Genomic DNA, 17,834 nt, shown 5'->3' with positions numbered 1-17,834 from the left:
CGACACCATGGAGCCCGCAGACATACGCAAGTTGATGGAGGATCAGCTTCGACTGTCCCAGCGTCAGCAGGAGCGGATCCGGCAACTCGAGGACGAGCGGCACGGGCCGGTCGCCGTCATCGGCATGGGCCTCCGGCTCCCCGGCGGGCTCACCTCTCCAGAGGCGTACTGGGACTTTCTGCGCGGCGACACGACGGCCTGCTCCTCCGTCCCCGACGACCGGCCCGGCCTGCGCGCCGCGTACGAACCGGGACCGCCCAAGCCAGGTCGGTCCTACGTCGGCCGGGCCGGATTCCTCAGCGACATCGCACACTTCGACGCCGACTTCTTCGGCATATCGCAGCGTGAGGCGAAACTGCTCGACCCGCAGCAGCGGATGCTCCTGGAAACGGCATGGGAAGCCCTGGAGCGCGGTGGCATCGCCGTGCGCCGCACCGACCGGCTCCCCGTCGGTGTCTTCCTCGGGATGATGGCCTCCGAGTACAGCGAACGACTCGAGAACCGTGCAGACATGACGCGGATCGACCCGTATTACACCACCGGGGGCGGTCTCTGCTTCGGGGCCGGGCGGATCAGCTATGCGATGGGCTTCTCCGGGCCGGTGGCGAGCGTGGACACGGCATGCTCCTCCTCGCTGACGGCGCTCCATATGGCGCTCAAGGCTCTGCGCGGCGGAGAGTGCCGATACGCCCTCGCCTGCGGCTCCAACCTGCTGCTCTCCGCGAACCTCATGGTCTCGCTCTGTCAGACCAGGGCGCTCTCCCCCGACGGCCGCTCCAAGTCCTTCCTCGCCTCCGCGGACGGCTACGGCCGCGGCGAGGGCGTCGGAGCGGTCGCCTTGATGCGCCTGGCCGACGCCGAACGCGAGGGCCACCCGATCCTCGCCGTGATCCGTGGCTCCGCCGTCAACCACGACGGCGCCGCCTCCGGCCTTACCGCCCCCAACGGCCCCGCCCAGGAAGAGGTCATCCGCGCCGCTCTGGCCGATGCGCGCGTGGCGGCGGGCGACCTGGGCTGGATCGAGGCGCACGGCACCGGAACCGTCCTCGGCGACCCCATCGAGGTGGGCGCCCTGGACGGGGTGGTCGGCCAGGCGGTGCGGGAGCGCGGAATTCCGCTGGCCATCGGAAGCGTCAAGTCGCGGATCGGCCACCTCGAGGCCGCCTCCGGCATGGCCGCCCTCATCAAGACGGTTCTCATGCTCCAACACGGCGAGATCCCCGCGGCCGCCACCCCCGACGACGGTGACCTCAACCCGCACATCCCGTGGGACCGCATCTCCTTCACCGTGCCGCGCGAGAACCAGCCCTGGCCCAAGGCGCTGGGACGCCGGGTGGCCGGCGTCAACTCCTTCGGCATGAGCGGCACGAACGTACACGTCGTGCTCGAGGCGTACGCCGCGCCGGTCGAAGCGCCCACGTCCGCGCCCCGCGGACCTCGCCCGGAGCTGCTCACCCTCTCCGCCAAGGATCCGGCCGCGCTCGCCGATCTCGCGGCGGCAGTCACCGACCGGCTGCGCAAGACCGAGCCCGGCCTGGTGCCCGCACTGTGCCACACCCTGCGCAGCGGCCGGGCTCCGCTCCCCTACCGCATCGCGGTCACGGGGACGTCCGCGGCCGAACTCGCCGACGCGTTGACCCGTGCGGCGCACGGGACAGCGGCCCGGCCGCAGGCCCCGATGCGCCGGGGCACGGTACGGGCGCACGCCGACGCGAAGAACCTGACAGCCCTGGCCGCCGCGCTCGCGGACGCCTATCCATGGCTGGCCGCACCGGTCCCCGGAACCTCCGCTCAGCTCGACGCGCAGCACCAACTGGCGGCACTCGTCGGGGCATTCGGGATCCAGCTGGCCGTGCGCCACGACGCGCCCGACGACGAGACGGCCTATTGCCTGGACGGGGAGGAGGCCGGAGCGGCCCCCGTCGGCGCACTCCTGGACCTGCTCGGCCGGCTGTTCGAAGCCGGGGCAGAGCTGCGCCTTGACGCCCTGTGCCCGCCGGGCACCAGGCGTCTGGGAGACCTGCCCACCTACCCCTTCCGGCGCAACCGCTACTGGGTGGCCGAACCGCACATCGGCGAGGAGGGCGACGCGCCCGGCAAGGGCGGCGGCTCCGGGGACGCGGGGGCGGGCACCCCGAGCCCGGACGGCATTCGGACCTTCCTGGACGGTGTTCTCAAGGACGCGCTCGACGCGCCCGGCGGGCTCGACATGGAGCGCTCGTTCCTCGACGCCGGCGGGGATTCGTTCATCTCCACGCTGTTCATCACCAAGATCGAGGAACGGTTCGAGGTCGGCCTCACACCCGAAGACCTGCCGCTTGACCTGTCGTTGGAGACATTGCTGAGCCGGCTCACGGCGGACATCACCGGCCGTGCCACCACCTCCGCGGACGCGCGCGGAGCCGATACACAGGAGCGTTGTGCGTGAGTGCCATCATCCGACCGCTGCGCCACAACGACCCGGCCGTGCGGCTCGTGGTCTGCCACCACGCGGGGGGTTCCGGCAGCGTCTACTTTCCGTTGAGCCGTCAGCTGCCCGACGACTGGGACGTACTCCTGGTCGACCTGCCCGGGCGAGGCACAGCGCACCGGGCCACGCCGCTGCGGGACATCACCGAGATGGCCGCCCATGTGACGGCCGCGGTGCTGCCGTGGGCCGGTCCCCCCCTCGCGCTGTTCGGGCACAGCATGGGCGCCGTCGTGGCCCTGGAGAGCGCGCGCCGGCTCACGGAGCGTGGAGTGCGACCCGCGTGGGTGGGCGTCTCCGGGCGGGTCGCGCCGGAGACGACCGGGCGCACCGACCCACTCGATCCGAGACTGTCGGACGAGGCGTTGCTCACGGCTCTGAGCGCCATGGGCGGAATCCCCCAACGACTGGACGAGGTACCGGAGTTCCGGCAGCGGTTCCTGCGTCTGGTCCGTGGCGATCTGCACGCGCTCGGCGCCTTTCGCCCGGCCGAGGAGCGCCGCAAGCTCGACGCACCGCTCACCGCTTTCGGTGCCACAGGCGACGACCTGGCGCCCGTGGCCACCCTGCACGCATGGGCGGCCGAGACCACCGGACCCTTCCGTCAGCACACCTTCGACGGCGGGCACTTCCACTTCCTGGACGACGGCTTCGACCGGCTCGGACGGGCCGTGGTGCGGGAGGTCCGGTCCGCCCTCGGCGCCTTGTCGAAGTCCGACCCCATGACCACCGACGCCCACAGGAGGCGCCCGGCATGAACCCGAAAGTCACCGACACCGACCAGCAGGTGGACATGCGCCGGCTCATGGCCGGATTCCCCACCGGCGTGTGCATCGTGACCTCCCTGGACGACGGCGTCCCTCGGGGCATGACCTGCACGTCCCTGTGCAGCGTCGCCCTGGAGCCGCCCACCCTCCTCGTCTGTCTGCGCCGGGGGAGTCCGACCCTTGCCGCGGTCCTGGCGAGCCGCGGCTTCGCCGTCAATCTGCTGCACGACGAAGCCCAGTCGTCGGCTGAGCTGTTCGCCTCCGGAAGGGTGGACCGCTTCGACCGGGTCGGCTGGCATATGGGCGAGGGAGCGTGCGGGCCGCATCTCGTGAACTCGGCGCACACCATCGCCGACTGTCGCGTCAGCGAAGCGAGCGAGGTCGGCGACCACGTGGTGATCATGGGCCGGGTGCAGCGCATGAGCCAACTTCAGCCAGAACTACCGCTGTTGTACGGTCTGCGCCGGTACGCGACCTGGCCTCAGGCCGTGGCCGACACCGACCCCTGCCTCGACTTCATCAACTGAATCCGGCGCGCGAGTTGAGCAACCTGGAAGTCGCGATGCCGCAGAGGGGTTCCTACGCTTCCTAGCAGGACGAGGGTCAACCGTTCCGCCCCATTCGTCGCACGCCTCGGCGTGCCCTGCCCAGCAGAGGAGATGTTGTGCCCGCAAGCAGTCGGGACGCAGCCGCGGCCGATTCCCCGGAACGCGTTCGAGCCGATGTGTGTGTCATCGGGTCCGGAATTGTCGGACTGATCAATACCATGGCGCTTGCCAAGAGGGGCCTGACCGTCGTCTGCATCGACCAGCCCACCGACAAGCAGCAGCAGAGCTACAAGGTCGGCGAATCGCTGCTGATCTTCTCCAACGCGTTCCTGCGCACGCTCGGCGACCTGGACGACTCGCTCAACCAGTCCTTCCAGAAGGCCGGTTTCTGGATGGCTCACGGCTTGGAGGGGCGCAAGGAGTTCGACGGATCGGTCACCGAGTGGGGCTTCCAGAGCAAGCTGCCCGAACGCTGGTACGACAAGTTCAACAACGCGTTCTTCCCCCGTGTGATGTTCCAGGACTCGCAGATCGTGCGGCCCGAGATCGAGGCCGAACTGCGCGAGCGCGCACGGAAGATGGAGAACGTCACCCTGCTGGACGAGACCGGCCTGGTCCGTGACATAGAGCTCGGCGACGACGACGCCGACCACCTGATCACCTGGGTCTCGCGCAACAAAAAGAAGACCGGCGAGATATCCGCGCGCTGGATGGTCGACTGCTCCGGTCGCGCCCGGTTGCTCGCCCGCAAGTACGACCACGATCTGCCTCTGGACGAGGAGTTCAGGACCACCGCCGCATGGGCGCAGTTCTCCCACTGCACCGACGACCTCTTCGACGAGCGCTGGGCCTATCAGTTCCCCGACGGTGACGTGGCGCGCCGCGACCGCAACACCTTGCATCTCTGGGGGCAGGGCTACTGGATCTGGGTGATCCGACTGGCCGGGGACCGAGTCAGCATCGGTGTGTCGTACGACCGGGGACGGCCGCCGGAGGACGGCAACGCGCGCGAGGTGTTCTGGAAGGTGCTGCGCCGCTATCCGATGCTGGACTGGCTCAAGGAGGAGAACCTCCTGGAGTTCAGCGCGTACCGCGACGTGCAGCACTGCACCGACACCTTCGTCTCGCCCCGCCGGTACGCCATGGTGGGCGACGCCTCGTCAATCATCGACGCGTACTACAGCCAGGGCATCTCGCTGTCCATGACCGTGTCCTGGCACATCGCGAACATCGCGCAACGGGACGTCCAACTCGACACGCTCGATCTGGACTACCTCAACCACGTCAACCGGGCCGCCACCGCGGACTGGCGCATCATGCGCTCGATGGTCCGTTCCAAGTACAGTCCGGCCATCGCCGACAGCCGCTTCTTCATCCTCGACCACCTGCTCGACCTGACGATCTTCGGAGCGGCGATGCTGGGCCGCTTCCGCTCAGCGCGCTGGCTGATCGAGACCGGTGGTCGCACGACGGCGGAGACGACCGAGCACGCACAGTTGCGAGAGGGTCTGAGCCGCCGGCTGTTCCTCTCACAGTCCGCACCCTGGCACCGGCTCGACCCGCATGTGGTCGCGGGTGCCGTGGAGCGCTGGCACCGCAGCCTGGAGCGGCGTGCCGTCTGGCGCCTCGAGAACAAGGTCGAGCTGCCCGCTGTCAAGGCCGGGTTGCGCGCCCACGGAGCAGTTCCCGCCATCTGGAAGCTGCCGCTGAAGCAACGCTCGGAGCACATCGACATCACCCTGCCCGCGCCCACGAGCGAGCCGGAGTTCCTGCAAGTCAAGGGCGATGAGCACCGGCCGGTTCACATGGCCGTTTCCGGGACGGCGCTGCTCACGCTCGCGTCGGTCGCCACGCTGGTCGATATCGCCGACACCCAGGTGCGCAGGCTACGCGGCCTGGCCGGGGCGCGGCGCCGGCGCAAGAGCGGATGGTGAGACGCCGGTAGTGCCCGTCGCCCGGCTCACCGGCGCCGCCCCCGCCGAGCAGGCGGGTACGGAGCCGGACGCGCTCAGTGTCCGTAGCGCACTCGGGTCAGGCGCTCCGACAGATCCCAGAGCGCCACCGCCGTCTCCTCGTCGTGCACGGTACGGCGGCCCTGCCGCGGCGTGGGGGCGCCCCGCATCTGCAGCCGCCCCTTCGGCGCGATGTACGAGCCTCCCGGCAGGCCGGGGACGGTGGCCGCGTAGAGCGACGGCCTGGCGCCCTGGACAACCGGCTTGGCGAGCAGCCGGATGAAGCGGGGGGCCACGGCTCTCCACAGCGGGCCGTGCACGGAGTTCTTGGTGATGACGCCCGTGTCGCTCAGGCCGGGAATCGCGATCATGCTGCGCAGCGGCAGCCCCTCGGCGGTGGCCCAACGGTGCAGCTGCGCCGAGAAGTAGACGTTGGCCCGCTTCGACTGCGCGTAGGCGAGGCTGGGGTTGTAGCGTTGTTCGCCGTTGAGGTTGTCCAGGCTGAACCGGGCGGTGAGCTGCCCCTCGCTGCTCACCGTGACCACGCGGGGCTCCGATGATCGCAGCAGATACGGCAGGAGCCGGCCCGTGAGCGCGTACGCCCCCAGGTGGTTGACGCCGAACTGCGACTCGAAGCCGTCGGCGGTGCGGGTGAGGGGAGGCATCACCACCGCCGCGTTGTTGATGAGCACATCGAGCCGCCCGTGGTCCCAGTTCTCCGCGAAGCCCTGCACCGACTTCAGATCCGCGAGATCCAGCAGCCTCACCTCCACCCGGGCGCCCGGAACTTCGGCCCGTATCCGCAGCACCGCGGCCTCACCGCGGCTGCGGTCCCGGCACGCGAGGACCGTGTGGGCGCCGCGTCGGGCGAGCTCACGGGCGGTGACATAGCCGATACCACTGTTGCCTCCCGTCACCACGACCAGGCGGCCCGACTGGTCCGGCATCTGCTCCTCCGTCCAATTCGTGACGGGCGCCGCAGCAGAGCGGGAGTTCAGCGTTTTCGATGCACTCGACTTCTTGGACATGAGGAATTATTCCCTTGCCGTGAGAAGGGATTCGGCCATCGGGACTGTATCGCCACACTTCCGCAAAGAGCCATGGAACTCGGGCAGGTGAGCAATCACGAAGAAGACACCGATGAGGGCGGCACAAGATACTTGTGGCCGCCGGGCCTTCGCGCTGTCGGCGACCTCATTCTTGAGTTTCCTGTCGACCTATCCGTGGAGGATGCATGGGCGTGATCGGTGAGCACGCGGTGGTAGTGGGCGGCTCCATGGGAGGGCTCGTCGCCGCAAAGGCTCTGGCGTCGCGATTTCGCCAGGTCACGGTTATCGACCGTGACACCCTTCCGGAGCGGCCCGAGAATCGCCGGGCGATACCGCACGGCAGTCATGCTCATGCGCTGCTCATCAGTGGCCGTCTGGCCCTGGAAGAACTATTTCCGGGGCTTACCGATGAACTCGTGGACGGTGGCGCGATTCTCTTCGATCCCGGTCATGATCTGCTCTTCTACCAAATGGGCGCCCTGCGGACCCGCTTTGCCAGCGGACGGCTCGGCGTCAGCCTCAGCCGCGCATTTCTGGAGTACAACGTGCGTGCCCGGGTGCGGGGCCTTAAGAATGTGAACGTCCGCGACCGGACACTGGTGCGCTCCTTCCTGGCAGGCGGTGGCCGGATCACCGGCGTCGAACTGGCGGGCGGCGAGCGGATCTGGGCCGATCTGATCGTCGATGCCACGGGGCGCGGCGGCGGCGGCGCGGCGCAGTCGCTCCAGCGGTACGGCTATCCGGCGCCGGAGGTCGACACCGTCAAGATCGACGTGGGCTACACGACGCTGCTTCTGAAACGCAGGCCCGGCGATCTGCACGGCGACGGCCTGCTCTACCTGATGAGCGCCGTGCCGCCGCACGACAAGCGGGCCGCCGCCGCGTTCGCGGTGGAGGGAGACCGCTGGATGGTGACGCTCGGCGGCTGGCACCGCGCCCACGCTCCGGTGGACCGGGAGGGTTTCAAGGAGTTCGCGGCTGCTCTGGAGGCTCCGGAGATGGCGGAGCTGCTCGCGCGTGCCGAGCCTTTGGACGACAAGGACGCCCGGAAGTTCACCTATCCGGAGGCCCGGCGGTGCTATTTCGAACGGCTGCGTCACCTACCCGGCGGATATGTGGCACTCGGCGACGCCATCTGCAGCTTCAATCCGCTCTACGGCCAGGGCATGACCGTCGCCGCCCTGGAAGCGCTCGAACTGGGACGCCGCCTGGACCAGTTCGGGAGCCCCTCCGCACCAATGGCGCGCTCCTTCTACCGGGCCGCGGGAAAGATCATCGATACGCCGTGGCAGATGGCGACCAGCAGTGACTTCGTCTATCCGGAGACGCAGGGACGGCGCCCGCCCGGCATCGAGTTGCTCAACGCCTACATCCGGCGCGTGATGCTGGCCAGTCACGTGTCCACGTACTCCCATCGCGTCATGCTCGACGTGCAGCACCTGCTCGCCTCGCCGTCCTCGGTGATGAAGCCCGCGACCGTCGTGCGTTCCCTCCTCGCCGCCCGCCGTTCGCCGGCGCTGCGGCGGGTCGCCCGGAAACAGCCGTAGCAACCGCGCCGCACCTTCCAAAGGGCCCACACGCCGGTACGCGGCACCCCGCCCTGCGTGCGGCATCGACCGGTGCCCGTGTGTGACGTCCCCGCGCCACGCAGCCCTCGACCGAACCAGCGATTGGGAACACAACCCATGTCCCCTGCCACCGCTCGTGGCTCCGCCCTGTCCGCGCTCGTCGGCAACACACCTGTCCTGCGGGTGTCCGAGCCGTTCACTCCGCCCGACCGCGGATTCTGGGCCAAGCTCGAAGGCTTCAACCCCGGCGGCATCAAGGACCGCGCCGCCCTGTACATGGTCGAACGGGCCCACGCCCGCGGCGACCTGCTGCCGGGCCGGCCGATCGTCGAGTCCACGAGCGGCACCCTGGGCCTTGGTCTCGCTCTCGCGGGCACCGTCCACGGCCACCCCGTCACGCTCGTCACCGACCCGGGACTCGAACCGTCCATGACCCGGCTGCTCATGGCGTACGGCGCACGCGTCGACACCGTCGCCGAGCCCCATCCCGTCGGCGGCTGGCAGGAGGCACGCCGTACCCGCGTCGCTGAACTCCTGCAGGAGATTCCCGGCGCCTGGTGCCCCGATCAGTACAACAACCCCGACAACGTCGCCGCCTACGCCCCGCTCGCCCTCGAGCTCGCCGACAGTCTCGAGCAGATCGATGTCCTCGTGTGCAGCGTCGGCACCGGTGGCCACTCCGCAGGCATCTCCCGCGTACTGCGCCGGCTGCGACCGCGGCTGCGCCTGGTCGGCGTGGACACCATCGGCTCGACCATCTTCGGCCAGCCGGCCCGCCCCCGTCTGATGCGTGGCCTCGGCTCCAGCATCCACCCGCGCAACGTCGCCTACGACGAGTTTGCCGAGGTGCACTGGGTGGCGCCCGGCGAAGCGGTCTGGGCCTGCCGACAGCTGGCCACCCTGCACTACGCGACCGGCGGCTGGAGCGTCGGCGCGGTCGCACTCGTCGCCGGCTGGCTGGCCCGGACTCTGCCCGCGTCGGCCCGGGTCGTGGCCGTCTTCCCGGACGGCCCGCAGCGCTATCTGGACACGGTCTACGACGACGCGTACTGCGCCGCGCACGGCCTCCTGGACGTGCTGCCCGCGCCCGACCCTCAGGTCGTCGCCAGATGCGACGAGGAAGAGATCACCCGCTGGACGCGGTGCACGCGCATCACCGATCCGCTCTCCGCGAGAGCCGACGTCCGGGACGGTGGAGCGGCCCGATGAAGAAGACCCTCGCACAGGTGCGCGGCTACGACCGCAGCGTGCAGCTCCTGCTCGCCAACCAGTTCACGATCAACCTCGGCTTCTACATGCTGATGCCGTACCTGGCCCAGCACCTGTCCGGCACGCTCGGCCTCGCGGGCTGGGTCGTCGGCCTGGTCCTCGGCGTCAGGAACTTCAGCCAGCAGGGCATGTTCCTCATCGGCGGCACCCTCGCCGACCGCTTCGGGTACAAACCCTTGATCGTCGCCGGGTGCCTGCTGCGCACCGCGGGCTTCGCCACGCTCGGCCTCGTGGACTCCGTCGCGGCGCTGCTCGCGGCATCGGCGGCCACCGGCTTCGCGGGCGCCCTGTTCAATCCGGCGGTACGCGCCTACCTGGCCGCCGATGCGGGGGAACGCCGCGTCGAGGCCTTCGCCCTGTTCAACGTCTTCTACCAGGCGGGCATCCTGCTCGGCCCGCTCGTAGGCATGCTCCTGACCGGCATCGACTTCCGGCTCACCTGCCTCGTGTCGGCCGCCGTCTTCGGCCTGCTGAGCATCGTGCAGATCCGCGCGCTGCCCACCCGCCGTGGCCGGCGGACCGCTGCCACGGGCGTCATCGGCCAGTGGCGCACGGTTCTCGCCAACCGGGCCTTCCTGCTCTTCGCGGGCGCCATGACCGGCGCGTACGTCCTGTCCTTCCAGGTCTATCTGGCCCTTCCCCTGGAAGTGCGGCGGATCGGCGGCGCGGGGGAATCCGGGACCGTCGCGGTCGCCCTGCTCTTCGCCGCGTCCGGTCTCGTCACGATCCTCGGGCAGACCCGGATCACCGACTGGTGCAGGCGGCACCTCACACCCGGCCAGGCGTTGGTGCGCGGCCTGCTCTTCATGGGCAGCGCGTTCGTACCGCTCGTCGCGGTGAGTGCCCTGCCGGTGCCCACCGAGGGCAGTGCCGGGCGCTGGTTGCTCGCCGCTGTGCCGCCTCTGCTCGCCGCACTGTTGCTGGCGGTGGGCACGATGATCGCGTACCCCTTCGAGATGGACACCGTCGTCCGGCTCGCGGACGACCGACTCGTCGCCACCCACTACGGCCTCTACAACACGGTCTGCGGCATCGGCATCACCCTCGGCAACCTGCTCACCGGTGCAAGCCTCGACGCCGCCCGCGCGGCCGGGGTGCCCGCCCTGCCCTGGCTCGCGCTGCTCGCCCTTGGCCTCGGCAGCGCGGCGGCCCTGCACGGCCTGCACCGGACAGGGCGACTGGCCCGCCCGCAGCCCGTAGGCGGCTGAGGGGGGCAGCACGGGCAGGCTCTTTCGCTCGACGACACGGATGCCGAGGCTTGTCATCTCCAGCGGTCTCCTCGTACGGCGACGGGGCCTGCCGACGCGGTGGCGTGCCGTCCCCTCACCTCCAGGAGCCCGTCCTCGTTCCAGCGGCCCAGGTGACCGGAGACAGCGAACGAAGCACGACGGACCGGCGCGGCGAACGCGCCGAGCGCACCGAGGTGGTCGAACGGCAGTGCCGCACCCGCCGCCCAGATCTCACCCGTGCCTCCCGCAGGCACCGCCTGACCGTCCACGTCACGAATGGTGATCCGTACATGCGGCGACGCCCTGCCCACGATCCGGCCCTCGTGCGGCTCACGGCCGCCGTCGGCCACGTGCTCGGCCGCTGCCCAGGGGAGGGCACTGTCCAAGGGGCAGAACTCCGCAAGCAGCGTTGTATGAGGCAGCAGTTGGAAGTGTCGCTCGACGAGTTCGCGCGAGCACGGTTCGCCGACAAGGACCACCTTCCTCAGGCGCGTCGACGGCCTCCGCTCGATCCCTGCCAGCACCTCCGCGTATGCCGCGGGTCCGAACACCGCGGCGTCGAACCGTGCACCGTCCCGCGGCAGAGCAAGGGCGGCGGGCTCTCCGCCACCGCCGGGCGGCTGCCTGCGGTGGAGCGTGCCGCCACCCGAGACCGCCCACCACAGCGCGGTCAGCGTCGAAGGTCCGCCCGGCCCCTGACAGCAGAGCACGCCCCGTTCCGCACGGCCGGCCCTGCGGGTGCGGTCCGCCAGCGCCAGGAGCCATGCCTTGTGGTCGATGAGGTGGCCGGTCGCGTGGCCGACCCGATCTTGTTCGACCAGCAGATACGCCGCGTCGGTCGGCCCTGAACGGGGCAACGAGCGGTCGGAGCGCAGCGCGGAGAGGCGAGCCATGACCCCGCTGTCGTCCAGGACGAGCGCAGGGAGCTGCCAGTCGGCCCGGTTCGCGGCGCCGCACAGCACAAGCCGCGCACCGCTCACCTCGGAGGTCTGCGCGATCAGGCTGCGGTCGGCGCCACTGGGCACCGGCGTGCACACCCCGCCGGCCTTCAGGACCGCCAACTGCGCCACAAGCGACTGCACATGGTCCGAGGCATGCACGATGACAGGGTCGCCGAGCTGAACGCCGTACCGCAGCAATGCCGACGCTAGCTGGACCGAACGTCTCTCCGCCCCGTCGTAGGTGACGCTGCACCAGCCGTCCTCCACCGCCGTTGCGTCCGGTCTGCGAGCAGCGGCCCTGCTGAACAGGCCATCGAGCGTGACGGCGGTCCCCCGTCGGTCGCCATCCGGAGGGCGGCGGACCGACGGCCCGGCCCTCCGTGACGTGTCGGCCGTGATCGGGGGTACTACGCTCACCGGAGCCTCCTAGGGGCAAACTGCTCAAATCGGGTGGATGGACGGCGCGCAGAGGTCAGGAGCCGACCATCGACGGACGCTCGGCGGACGGGAGTTCAACACCATCCGCGCCGGCGCTCAGCCCGCGGCAACCACCGGCGACACGCCCAGCTGCCGTGTCACCGTGGACACCACTTCGTCCTGACGCTCGGCGAGGTAGAAGTGCCCACCGCCCTCGAAGACTTCGAGCTCGAATCCAGCGGCCGTGTGACCGGCCCAGGCCCGAGCCTCTTCCAGGGTGACCTTCGGGTCGGCGTCCCCCGCAAGCGCAGTGATCGGCGTGTGCCGCAGGGCAACGCCGGGCGGGCAGCGGTAGGTCTCGATGGCCGTGTAGTCGTTGCGGACGGGCGGCAGGATCAGTTGCAGCAAGGACGCATCGGCGAGCGCCTCGGGCTCCGTGCCTCCCAGCGACAGGATCTCCTCCACCAGGCCTGCGTCGTCCCGCAGATGGACGCGTTCGTCCCGGTACGTGGAAGGCGCTCGGCGTCCGGAGACGAAGAGGTGCGCGGGAGCCGTGCCCGCGGCCTCCATGCGCAGCGCCACCTCAAAGGCGACGATCGCACCCATGCTGTGTCCGAACAGAGCCGGCGCGGAACCGTCTCCCGGGCGCACCCAGGGCCGCAGCGCCTCGTACGCCATGTCGGCCATGGACCGGACGTCGGTGAGAAACGGCTCGGCGCGCCGGTCGTGACGGCCCGGATACTGCAAGGAGAGCCCTTCGACAGCCGGGGCGAGGCGCGCCGACAGCTGATGGAAGGTGCTCGCGGCGCCGCCCGCGTGCGGAAAGCACGCGAGGCGCCGACTGGCGGCAGGGGACGGATGGAACCGTCGCACCCAAGCGTTCGCCGTCGTGGTCAACTCCACCATGGGCCTTCCCCGTTCGTCTGCTTCGCTGTGCTGAGGGGGTGCGGGCGGTCCGTACCACCGCCAACTCTTGCCTGAGCCGGGCGGGGCGCGCATCTCTCTCGTTGCCTGATTGCCCGCTCCGTCCAGACACCCGGAGCGGGCCCTTGAACGGCTCAGTACGAGTTCCCCACCCGCGCTCTCGCCGGTCCGGCCGCATACGAGACGGTCCCGGCCGACGCTGCCGCCGCGGACACGGTGAACTCGTCGGCCTCCGGGCCCTCGCTCAGCCCCAGCAGGCGGAGCTTCCGCGTGGTCTGGCGGGGCAGCACGTGGTGGGGCCTCTTGAACATCCGCAGGCTCGCGGGGGCCACCCCTAGTACGGTGAGCTCGTCGAGGCGGCCGTTCTCCACGGCGTCCGCGAGCTTGGTGACCGAGAGGTCGGGGTGCTCGGCAAGTACCTCCGCGATGATCCGCAACGCCAGGGGCAGGCGTCCACACAGCCGGGCGAGCCGAACGGCGTCGCGGTCCGCCCCCGCGATGCGCTCGGCGCCCGCCAGGTAGGAGAGCAGCTCCACCGCCTCCCCCAACGTGAGGGCGGACAGCTCGATCCGGTGCACTCGCCCCTGAGGTAGCGGGCCTGCCTGGCGACGACATCGGCTGGTGACCACGACGGCCGACGGTCCCGCGGCCAGCAGCGGAGCCAGTTCCGGCAGGTCGTGGGCGTCGTCCAGGAACAGCAAGGCGCTTTTGCCGCAGAGCAGTTCACGGAAGAGCCGGGTCCGTTCGGGCAGGCCGGCGGGAAGGTCCGGTTCTCGGACACCGAGGCTGCGCAGCACGAGGCCGAGGGCTTCGAAGGCCCCGAGGGGACCGCGCCGCGGACTGCTTCCGCACAGGTCCACGAAGAGCTGGCCATCCGGAAAACGGTGCACGGTCTCATGGGCCAGATGGAGACCGAGCGCACTCTTGCCGACCCCGGGGGCGCCGTCGATCACGGCGATCCGCGGGGCCGCCCCAGGCCCGGCAGGCCCCTCGGCCAGGAAGTCCGCAAGGTCCCGCAGCTGAGATGAGCGCCCTATGAATCCGCGCGCGGTGGGCGGCAGTTGCGCGGGGCGCGGGGCGCGCTGCCCCGGGATGCGGCAGCTCTTCGGGCCGTTCGGCGCGGGCCGGTCGTTGCGGATTCGGTCGTGGAGGAGCCGCAGCCCGGGCCCGGGGTCGACCCCGAGTTCCCGACGGAGCATTTCGCGGGTCTCGCGGTACACGGCGAGCGCTTCCGCGCGCCGGCCGCAGGACTCCAGCGACACCATGAGCAGGCCCCGCAACCGCTCACGCAGCGGTTCCCTGGCAGCCAGGTCGCGCAGCGACGCGACCGTCTCCGCATGCCGGTCCATCGTCAGCATTTCGGAGGCCCACTCCTCGACCGCCGTGAAGCGCAACTCCTGCAGCCGGATCCGCTCCACGCCCGCAAAGGGGCCGGGCACGGCTGTGTAGGCCGCACCGTGCCACAGCCCGAGAGCCGACTCCAGCAGGCCGAGGGCCGCCTCTCGCTCGCCACAGGCCTGCAGCCTGCGCGCCTCGGCATGCCGCTGCTCGAAACTACGCGCGTCGACGTCCTCGGGATTCATCCGCAGCGCATAACCGCCCCCGGTCGACATCAGCGCACAGCCAGCGCCCTCATCCTCACGCGGAAGATCGAGGGCTCGGCGCAGACCGGCGACATAGGTGTGCAGCGCGCTGTCCGCGGTCCGCGGAGGCTCACTGCCCCAGACAGCGTCGAGCGTCTCCTCGACGCTGACCGCTCGGTTGAGGTGCCCCGCGAGGAACCCGAGAACGGCCCGCTGCTTCGGCGGTCCGACTGCCACCTTCTGTCCGTGCCGCCACGCGCCGACATTTCCCAGCAGTTCCAACCGCATTGGCCCCCCGTTCGCCACCGTCCACCTCCATACCCCAAGGCCGTATCGGTATCGAGCGTTGCCCCCGACGTGGCCTTCCGTCATCGCCGAGGTTGCTCATCTCGCTTCGTTCTTGATTCAGCAAGCATGAAGAAGACAGCGGCCTGTTCGCACTGCATGATCGATTATCAGCCAGCAGACAAGCACCGCGGCGGCAGAACCTTCGGCGGATCGAAGGCGCTGCGCACCGCACTGCACCATGCCTTCGCACATATTTCCCCAGTTGGGCATGGCATATCGCAGTAGCACTCCGAGCTTGCCAACGAAATGAAGCCGAAGGGACGAGCTTGCCCGGGTACGGAATGAGACGCGTGACGGAGCGGCATCACGCCGCCACGGCACATTCCACGGATTTCCTCCCGTCGTTCCACGGGCCCATCGAGAACGCCCCTGACGCGTCCGGTGCGTCGCGACCCCACAACGTCACGACGAGTGACGCACCGAGTGCCGCCTCCGTGACCTGAGAGAGAGGTCATCCCCCCCAGTCGCCACCCCCTGCACCCCGGCACCGCCCCACCGGCGCCCATCCACGCGTGCCCATCAGCACAGCTCCCTCATGTCTGCGCCCACACACGCGGCACGGACTTGCCCCGCCCCTGGTTCGCCACGTAATCCCGGAGGCTTCGATGGAACACCTGGTACGCCGATCGATCACCACCATGTACCGCAGCTATCACGAGCCCTTGACGCTCGACGATCTCGCACGCTCCGCCATGGTCAGCAAGTTCCACTTCCTACGTGTGTTCACTCGCGTGACAGGCGTCACCCCCGGACGCTTCCTCAGCGCCGTTCGCCTCCATGAGGCCAAGCGTCTGCTGCGCACCACATCGCTCAACGTCGCGGACATATCCGCGCAGGTCGGCTACAGCAGTACGGGCACCTTCTCACGGCGCTTCAGCGAATCGGTGGGGGTCTCCCCGACCAAATACCGACACCTGGCGTACGAGCGGTGTACCGGCCAGCCGGTGACGGCTGGCACGCCAGGGCCCTTCGGCCTCCGCAAGCATCCGGGCCCGACCCGAACCACCACGGCGCTCCTGCCGGTCCGGCGAGCGCCGCGGGAGCGGGCAACCACAGAAGGCCACGCGCAGTCGCAGCACCGGCATTCCAGCACCATCCACGGATTGATCACCGTCGAGGGAGCCCCTCTGCCTGCCGCGTTCATCGGCCTCTTCAACAGCCCGATACTGCAAGGCCGTCCGGTCACCGCGACCTCGGTCCGCGCCCCCGGCCGGTTCCACCTGGCCGACATCCCGGCCGGCGAGTGGTACCTGCACGCGCTCTCCCCCGCGAGTGGGCGCACCCCGGGCCTGGCGGCCGTCCCTGGCCTCGCCGCCACCTCACCCTACGATGCCGGGGCGCTGCTCGTCGGCATGGTGGGCCCCATCCGTGTAGCCCAGACCATGGACATCCACATCAACATGGCACTTCGCCCGTTCGACTGGAGCAGACCCCCCATCCTGTCGGCCCTGATGGACATGGCTCCCCTCGATCTTTCGCCTGAGCAGGCCGCATAGCGATTGGGCCACCGCCCATCGGCCGCAGCCAGTGAGCAATCTCGGCGGTGACAGTCCAACAGAGCCCCAAGCAATCTTGCGGTGCCGACGGGGGTAGCGGCCGGCAGACTCCGAATTCCTACCTCCGCCTGCCGTGAAGCGTGATCGATCCGGCAATCGAGGAGGCGAACGTGGGAGAAGACCCTGAGAAGCTGCGCTACTTCCTCAAGCGGGTCAGTGGCGAACTCCACCAAGTCCGGGGGCAGCTACGGGAGATGGAGGAGCGGACGCATGAGCCGATCGCCATTGTGGGCATGGGCTGCCGCTTCCCCGGCGACGTCAACTCACCGGCCGACCTCTGGACGCTGGTCTCCCAGGGCCGGGACGCCGTCGGCCCCTTCCCCACCGACCGCGGCTGGGACCTGACGCGGCTCTTCGATACCGACACCGATGCCGACCGGCCGGGAACCTCCACGGTGCGCCGAGGCGGATTCCTCTACGACAGCGACCAATTCGACGCCCCCTTCTTCAACATCTCCCCCCGCGAAGCGAAAGCCATCGACCCGCAACAGCGCCTCCTTCTGGAGACAGCCTGGGAGGCCCTGGAGGACGCGGGCATCGATCCCACCACCCTCGCCGGTTCACAGACCGGCGTCTTCACCGGTCTGTCCCCCAACCACTACGGCACGGCGTACACACCCGAGCTGGAGGGCTATCTGCTGACCGGCACGACTCCGGCTGTGGCGTCGGGCCGTATCGCGTTCACGCTGGGTCTGCACGGCCCGGCACTGAGCGTGGACACGGCCTGCTCGTCCTCGCTGGTGGCGGTCCACCTGGCCTGCCAGGCCCTGCGCAACAGCGAATGCGACATGGCCCTCGCCGGCGGCGCCACCGTCATGGCCACCCCGGAGATCTTCATCGAATTCAGCCGCCAGAACGGCCTCGCCCCCGACGGCCGCTGCAAAGCCTTCGGTTCAGAGGCCGACGGAACCGGCTGGGCCGAGGGCGTAGGGGTCATCGTCCTGCAACGCCTCAGCGACGCCCAGGCCCAGGGACAGCACATCCTCGCCCTCATCCCCGGCTCCGCCGTCAACCAGGACGGCGCCAGCAACGGCCTCACCGCCCCCAACGGCCCCGCCCAAGAACGCGTCATCCACCAAGCCCTCACCAACGCCCGCCTGACGGCTGATCAGGTGGATGTGGTCGAGGCGCACGGCACCGGCACCACCCTGGGCGACCCCATCGAAGCCCACGCCCTGCTCAACACCTACGGACAACACCACACCACCCAACACCC

At 69.8% G+C, this 17,834-nt stretch carries 14 protein-coding genes; 10 read left to right on the top strand and 4 right to left on the bottom strand.

The window, feature by feature from the left end; all coding sequences use genetic code 11:
* Nucleotides 1-7: 7 nt before the first annotated feature.
* The 4 genes from ACFQ7F_RS09245 to ACFQ7F_RS09230 all read left to right on the top strand — a co-directional run bounded on the left by ACFQ7F_RS09245 (nucleotide 8) and on the right by ACFQ7F_RS09230 (nucleotide 5,716).
* On the top strand, nucleotides 8-2,428 hold the full coding sequence (locus tag ACFQ7F_RS09245) for a beta-ketoacyl synthase N-terminal-like domain-containing protein (RefSeq protein WP_383268450.1): 2,421 nt from the start codon (nucleotides 8-10) through the stop codon (nucleotides 2,426-2,428).
* Nucleotides 2,425-3,225: a thioesterase II family protein gene (locus ACFQ7F_RS09240; protein ID WP_383268448.1), complete on the top strand. Its 801-nt coding sequence runs from the start codon at nucleotides 2,425-2,427 to the stop codon at nucleotides 3,223-3,225. Before ACFQ7F_RS09245 ends, ACFQ7F_RS09240 begins: the two co-directional genes overlap by 4 nt.
* Nucleotides 3,222-3,761, top strand: a complete 540-nt coding sequence (locus tag ACFQ7F_RS09235) for a flavin reductase family protein (protein ID WP_383268446.1) — start codon at nucleotides 3,222-3,224, stop codon at nucleotides 3,759-3,761. The genes ACFQ7F_RS09240 and ACFQ7F_RS09235 overlap by 4 nt, the downstream gene beginning before the upstream one ends.
* Nucleotides 3,762-4,000: 239 nt before the next feature.
* On the top strand, nucleotides 4,001-5,716 hold the full coding sequence (locus ACFQ7F_RS09230) for an NAD(P)/FAD-dependent oxidoreductase (protein WP_383268444.1): 1,716 nt from the start codon (nucleotides 4,001-4,003) through the stop codon (nucleotides 5,714-5,716).
* 74 nt (nucleotides 5,717-5,790) lie between these two features.
* Here ACFQ7F_RS09230 and ACFQ7F_RS09225 read toward each other — a convergent pair whose 3' ends face one another.
* Nucleotides 5,791-6,762: an oxidoreductase gene (locus ACFQ7F_RS09225; protein ID WP_383268441.1), complete on the bottom strand. Its 972-nt coding sequence runs from the start codon at nucleotides 6,760-6,762 to the stop codon at nucleotides 5,791-5,793.
* 206 nt (nucleotides 6,763-6,968) lie between these two features.
* On the opposite strand from ACFQ7F_RS09225, the gene ACFQ7F_RS09220 reads away from it, so the two are divergent.
* The 3 genes from ACFQ7F_RS09220 (at nucleotide 6,969) to ACFQ7F_RS09210 (ending at nucleotide 10,828) form a co-directional block, all read left to right on the top strand.
* Entirely contained in the window at nucleotides 6,969-8,330 is a 1,362-nt protein-coding gene (locus tag ACFQ7F_RS09220; RefSeq protein ID WP_383268438.1) for an FAD-dependent oxidoreductase, read from the top strand.
* 138 nt (nucleotides 8,331-8,468) lie between these two features.
* On the top strand, nucleotides 8,469-9,560 hold the full coding sequence (locus ACFQ7F_RS09215; RefSeq protein WP_383268436.1) for a PLP-dependent cysteine synthase family protein: 1,092 nt from the start codon (nucleotides 8,469-8,471) through the stop codon (nucleotides 9,558-9,560).
* Entirely contained in the window at nucleotides 9,557-10,828 is a 1,272-nt protein-coding gene (locus tag ACFQ7F_RS09210; protein WP_383268434.1) for an MDR family MFS transporter, read from the top strand. The genes ACFQ7F_RS09215 and ACFQ7F_RS09210 overlap by 4 nt, the downstream gene beginning before the upstream one ends.
* Before the next feature lie 53 nt (nucleotides 10,829-10,881).
* Here the strand turns inward: ACFQ7F_RS09210 and ACFQ7F_RS09205 are convergent, their stop codons facing one another.
* The 3 genes from ACFQ7F_RS09205 to ACFQ7F_RS09195 all read right to left on the bottom strand — a co-directional run bounded on the left by ACFQ7F_RS09205 (nucleotide 10,882) and on the right by ACFQ7F_RS09195 (nucleotide 14,951).
* On the bottom strand, nucleotides 10,882-12,207 hold the full coding sequence (locus ACFQ7F_RS09205; RefSeq protein WP_383268431.1) for an AMP-binding protein: 1,326 nt from the start codon (nucleotides 12,205-12,207) through the stop codon (nucleotides 10,882-10,884).
* A gap of 117 nt (nucleotides 12,208-12,324) precedes the next feature.
* Nucleotides 12,325-13,113, bottom strand: coding sequence for a thioesterase II family protein (locus ACFQ7F_RS09200; protein ID WP_383268428.1), 789 nt, complete (start codon nucleotides 13,111-13,113; stop codon nucleotides 12,325-12,327).
* A 152-nt stretch (nucleotides 13,114-13,265) separates the two neighbouring features.
* Complete coding sequence (locus ACFQ7F_RS09195) at nucleotides 13,266-14,951, bottom strand: BTAD domain-containing putative transcriptional regulator (RefSeq protein WP_383268425.1); 1,686 nt, start codon at nucleotides 14,949-14,951, stop codon at nucleotides 13,266-13,268.
* A 177-nt stretch (nucleotides 14,952-15,128) separates the two neighbouring features.
* Here ACFQ7F_RS09195 and ACFQ7F_RS09190 point away from each other — a divergent pair, with 177 nt between their 5' ends.
* From ACFQ7F_RS09190 to ACFQ7F_RS09180, 3 genes are all read left to right on the top strand, one after another.
* Entirely contained in the window at nucleotides 15,129-15,287 is a 159-nt protein-coding gene (locus tag ACFQ7F_RS09190) for a hypothetical protein (RefSeq protein ID WP_383268422.1), read from the top strand.
* A 380-nt stretch (nucleotides 15,288-15,667) separates the two neighbouring features.
* Nucleotides 15,668-16,558 carry a helix-turn-helix transcriptional regulator gene (locus ACFQ7F_RS09185; RefSeq protein WP_383268419.1) on the top strand — a complete coding sequence of 297 codons (891 nt, stop codon included), beginning with the start codon at nucleotides 15,668-15,670 and terminating at the stop codon, nucleotides 16,556-16,558.
* A 170-nt stretch (nucleotides 16,559-16,728) separates the two neighbouring features.
* Nucleotides 16,729-17,834 (top strand): beta-ketoacyl synthase N-terminal-like domain-containing protein (locus ACFQ7F_RS09180; protein WP_383268416.1); only part of this gene is annotated, 1,106 nt, incomplete at its 3' end.

It is taken from the genome of Streptomyces sp. NPDC056486 (genome assembly GCF_042795295.1).
Lineage (GTDB): Bacteria > Actinomycetota > Actinomycetes > Streptomycetales > Streptomycetaceae > Streptomyces.
The sequence above is the reverse complement of the archived record's forward strand: the minus strand, read 5'-3'. Positions and strand labels throughout refer to the sequence as shown.